At 64.9% G+C, this 4782-nt stretch carries 5 protein-coding genes and 1 other RNA gene; all 6 read right to left on the bottom strand.

The window, feature by feature from the left end; all coding sequences use genetic code 11:
- Positions 1–511: prolipoprotein diacylglyceryl transferase family protein (locus tag VMS96_11505; protein HVP44052.1), on the bottom strand; the 511-nt coding region annotated here is incomplete at its 3' end.
- Between the two features lie 50 nt (positions 512–561).
- A non-coding RNA gene (gene ssrS / locus VMS96_11510) (6S RNA) lies at positions 562–754 on the bottom strand.
- Between the two features lie 83 nt (positions 755–837).
- Positions 838–1149, bottom strand: a complete 312-nt coding sequence (locus VMS96_11515; protein HVP44053.1) for a cell division protein ZapA — start codon at positions 1147–1149, stop codon at positions 838–840.
- Positions 1150–1215: 66 nt separating this feature from the next.
- Complete coding sequence (locus VMS96_11520) at positions 1216–1512, bottom strand: hypothetical protein (GenBank protein HVP44054.1); 297 nt, start codon at positions 1510–1512, stop codon at positions 1216–1218.
- Between the two features lie 470 nt (positions 1513–1982).
- Positions 1983–4007 (bottom strand): phenylalanine--tRNA ligase subunit beta, encoded by a 2025-nt coding sequence (pheT, locus tag VMS96_11525; GenBank protein ID HVP44055.1) that lies wholly within the window; start codon positions 4005–4007, stop codon positions 1983–1985.
- A gap of 91 nt (positions 4008–4098) precedes the next feature.
- Positions 4099–4782, bottom strand: a 684-nt coding sequence (gene pheS, locus VMS96_11530) for a phenylalanine--tRNA ligase subunit alpha (GenBank protein HVP44056.1), incomplete at its 5' end; no start/stop codon positions are given.

Raw genomic sequence — 4782 nt, forward strand, 5'->3', positions numbered from 1 at the left:
GCGGGATCCCCAGCGGCGTCTGGTTAATGAAATTAGCCAGCGGGTTGGTGAAGGTGACGCCCCAGGGCAGGTCGGTCGGCTTTCCGAAGCAGCAGCCGGCCGCGAAGCACCCCAGCCGCCCGATCCCGTGCCCCAGCGCCACGCCGGGCGCGAACACGTCGCAGGTGGCCAGCACCGCCATCCGGTTCCGCCGGATGTACCAGTAGGACGCAAGGAGGCCAACCACCAGCCCGCCCTCGTACACCCCGCCCGCCTGCAGCGTCCCCAGGCTGAAGATCTCTCCCGGATGCGCGGCGTAGTAGCGCGCATCGATAGCGATCAGCAGCAGCTTGGCGCCGACGATGGCCGACAGGATGGCCAGGACCCCCAGGTTCCACGTCTTCTCCTCGTCCATGCCCTGTCGCCGGGCGCACCACACGATCACCCACAGCCCGGTGAGCAGCCCCACCGCCGCCAGCACCCCGTAGGTCGCTAGGCTGAACCGCCCGATATGAAACAGCTGCGGCAGCACTCGTTCAGTTTAGATGAAGGATTTCAATCCGGAGTTCCGGGAGGGAAAAAAGCCGACCCGCTGGGCCGTGAGCACGCTGCCGTTTGATGAACCCGTCTAGGACGGTGGGAACCTGCCGCGACCCTTTAGGCATCTCCGTCTGGCGGAGCCTCGCACACCGGGTCGTATACGAGTCAAGCCCCCAGTTCACCGAGTGTTGGTTCAAAAAAACGGCTGCGGCATGCACCAACTTTGCAGGCCGGGCTTTCTTGGGTTGGATGCTAGAGAAGTCCCCCGCGCTTGGCAAGAGGGCGGGGCCAAAAAGATGGCCCCCGAGGTGCAAGGGACTAGCCGGCGCGGCGCCCGTCCTGCAGGACCTCGTCCAGGGCGTCGGTCAGATGGTGGGCGCGCTGGTTGAACTCGCTGGCGATGGCGTCGTACTTGCGCTTCAGGACGTGATACTCGTCGGCGATGTTGAGCGCCGCCAGCACCGCCAGCCGGACCGAATCGACGGTCTGGGTCTGCCCGGCCACTGCCCGCATCTTGGCGTCCACAAACTCCGCCAGCTTGAAAATGTATTCCGGGTCGGTCCCGCGCAGGTTATAGGGTTGGTCGTAGATCTCGACGCGGATGGCTTCGCCGTTCGGCTTTGTGCTCACCGAATCTCCTTTCACCCCAACGGGCAGGCTGGCCGCCTGCTCCGTGCTTCGGCTGGCTTGTGGCGATTATCTCCCGGAATCGTCCGCCGTCAATGCGTCAATCTGCTTGAGCATCTTTTCTACCCGGGTACGTACCTCTTCCCGCTCCTTGCGCAGGGCGACCACCTCGCCCTTCAAGGACTCGAACTGCTCTTCGCGGTCTTCCAGTTGCTGGCGCAGGCGGGCGGCATCGCGCTCGGCGGCGGACTTGGCTTCGCGCGCCGACTTCAGCAGCTCGATGGTGCGGAACACCTTCTCTTCCAGGGCGTGGAAATCGTCGGCGGAAATGTGGGCGACCTCTTCCTCGACGGTCTTGACCGGCATACCTTGGGAGACTCCTCCAGGAATTTCGGCTGGCGCAGGCGCAGTATAGCGCACGCGGGCCTGAGGAAATCCACAGAGTTGGAGGATTGAAGATTTGTAATTTGAAATCTGCAAACTTCCAGGGAGGCAGGATCGCGGTCTCGTCGCGCCAGCGACGATGGACTTGTAGCCCGGGACGTCAGTCCCGGGCACGGAGGTGAGTGAGGGCTCAAGCCGCGGTAGCGGCAACGGCACTTCGATTAAACCCGCCGTCGCTGCGCGACTGGGTCATTTCGCTGCGGCCGTTCCCGGCACTGGCGTGCCGGGCTGCAAAGCCGTCGTCCCTGGCGGGACTCTCAGCCACCAGAAACATGGCTGCCCAAGTACGGGCTACTATGTTGACGCTTAGCAGGTCCCGTTCTCCCAGTGCTGAACACTCTGCCTGAGTTTGGAAACCTAGCCCTGCGGAGCGAGGCTTGTCAAACTCGCGCCTAAGCCCGCAGCGTCCCGCCCAGCCCCTGCAGCGCCTTGATGATCTGTTGCGACCAGGCCGCCACCTCGTCGTCGCGCAAGGTGCGTTCGGCGGACTGGAAGGTCGCCCGCATCAGGATGGAGTGCTTGCCCGCCGGCACCGCGCCGCCGCGGAAGATCTCGGCGGGGGAGAAGCCGCGCAGTTCGCCGAGCTTCAGCGCGTCGATCGAGCCGCGGATGTTCTCCCAGCGCACCGTGTCGTCCATCAGGAAGGAGAAATCGCGCTCCACGGCGGGGAACTTCGAGAGCGGCTCATAGCGTGCCTCGCGCAGGCCATGGGCATAGAGGCGGTCGAGATAGAGCTCGGCCACGTACACGTCCTGCTTGATCTTGCGGGCGGCGGCGACCTCGGGGTGGACCTGCCCGAAGCGCGCCACCGTGGCCCCGTCCATCACCGCGCGCGCCGAGCGGCCGGGATGGTAGTGGTCGGCGGCGCCGGCGTCGAAGTAGAGGCTGTCGTATTGGAATTCGCCCAGCAGGGTTTCCACGTCGCCCTTCAGGTCGAAGAACGAGTAGGGGCGTCCTTTTTGGTGGACCGACGCGGGTTCCGCCAAGCCTGTCGCCCCCATCGCGATCTGTTTCCGCTCCTGCGTCCTGCCTCCTGCCAGCTCGTAAACATTGCCGGCTTCGAACAGCTTCACGTTGTCGCTGCCCCGGTTCAGGTTATAGGCCAGCATGTTCAGCATGCTGGGCGCCAGCGACGTGCGCATCACCGACATCTCCTCGTTCAGCGGGTTCTCGAGCTCCACCACGGCGGCGGAGGAGAACGCTTTGGCGTCGGCATGGGAGATGAAGGTGACCGAAAGAGCTTCGTGGTAACCAAGGGCAAGCAGCGTTGTCCGAGTAGCACTGTCGCGCGCGGCCTCAGGCAGCTCGATCACGCCGCCGGAGAACGAGGGCAGCGTATTGGGGAACCGGTTGTAGCCGTGGATGCGGGCGATCTCCTCGATGACATCGATCTCGCGCTCCACATCCAGCCGCCAGGTCGGGATGGTCACCGCGAAGGTGTCGCCGGCGGGCAGCACGCCGAAGCCCAGCCGGGTCAGGATGCGCTCGATGTCGGAGATGTCCTGCCCCAGGATGCGCCGCACCTCGCTGCGGCTGACCTGGATAGGCTGGCGGGCCAGGCTGCGCGCGGCAGCGTCGATCTCGCCGCCCTCCAGTTCGCCTCCGCCCCACTCGATGATGTGCTGCGCCACCAGCGAGCAGGCGAGCGGGGTGGCGCCCCAATCGGCGCCGCGCTCGAAGCGGTGGGAGGCGTCGCTGTGCAGTCCGTGACGCTTGGCGGTCGCCCGCACCGTCGCCGGATCGAACCACGCCGACTCGACCAGCACGTTCCTGGTCTTGTCGGTGATCATGGTGTCGAAGCCGCCCATCACCCCCGCGAGCGCCACCGCTTTGCTGGCGTCGGCGATCACCAGGTCGTCCTTGGTCAGGGTGCGGCCCACCCCGTCGAGCGTCTTCAGGAACTCGCCCTCGCGCGCCCGCCGCACCACGATCTTGCCGCCCTCCAGCAAGTCGAGGTCGAAGGCGTGGGTGGGGTGGCCCATCTCCATCAGGTTGTAGTTGGTGGCGTCGGCGGCGTTGTTGATGGGCCGCGCGTCCAGGGATTCCAGCCGCTTCTGGATGCGCGCCGGTGAGGGTTTGATGGTGACGTTGCGGATGATGCGCGCCGTGTACCGCGCGCAGCCCTGCGGGTCTTCGATCTCGATCTTGAAATCGGAACTGTCTTTCGCCGCCGGCAACTTGGCCTCCAGCGGCTTCAGCTCCAGGTCATAGATGGCCGAGCACTCCCGCGCCACCCCGTGGTGGTTCATGCAGTCGGGGCGGTTGGTGGTGATCTCCATTTCGAAAATCGTGCCGTCGCCCTCGCTCGAGACCGACTCCACCGACGTGCCCGCCATGGTCAGGTCGGTGGCCAGCGTGCGCAGGTCCACCTTCTTCAGGTCAACGAACTCGCGCAGCCATTGGGGAGAAATCTTCATAAACCCTTTTCACCGCCGAGGTCGCCGAGACCGCAGAGGGAAACCATTTCAACAATTCTCCGCGTTCTCTGCGTTCTCGGCGGTGAAACCATTAAGCGAATTGCTCCAGAAACCTCACATCCCCGCTGAACAGCAACTGAATGTCGCCGATCCCGTACTTCGCCATCGCGATGCGCTCCACGCCCATGCCGAAGGCGAAGCCGGAGATCTTCTTGGGGTCGTAGCCGTTCGACTTCACGAACTCAAAGACGTTGGGGTCCACCATGCCGCAGCCCAGCAGCTCGATCCAGCCGCTCATCTTGCACACCCGGCAGCCCTTGCCGCCGCAGACGAAGCAGGTGACGGCCACGTCCGCGCTGGGCTCGGTAAAGGGGAAGAACGAGGGGAAGAAGCGCGTCTTCATGGCCGAGCCGAACAGCGCCTTCATGGCGTGGTCGAGCGTGCCCTTCAGGTCGCCGAAGGTGATGTTGGTGTCCACCGCCAGCCCTTCCACCTGGTGGAAGATGGGGAAGTGAGTGGCGTCGGGGGTGTCGCTGCGATGTACCTTGCCGGGGATGACCACCCGGATGGGCGGCGGGTTCTTCTCCATGTAGCGCACCTGCACGGGCGAGGTGTGAGTGCGCAGCAGCAGGCGGTCGCGCTGCGGCTTCTGCTCCTGCCCGGCGACGAAGACCGTGTCCTGGGTGTCGCGCGCCGGATGGTTGGGCGGGAAGTTCAGCGACTCGAAGTTGTAGTAGTCCGACTCGATCTCCGGGCCTTCGCCGATGGAGTAGCC

This window comes from Terriglobales bacterium, assembly GCA_035543055.1.
Taxonomy (GTDB): domain Bacteria; phylum Acidobacteriota; class Terriglobia; order Terriglobales; family Acidobacteriaceae; genus JAIQFD01.

Coding starts and splice junctions, on each gene's coding strand:
- VMS96_11520 (HVP44054.1), bottom strand. CDS start 1,512: ATGCCGGTCAAGACCGTCGAGGAAGAGGTCGCCCACATTTCCGCCGAC.
- pheT (HVP44055.1), bottom strand. CDS start 4,007: ATGAAGATTTCTCCCCAATGGCTGCGCGAGTTCGTTGACCTGAAGAAG.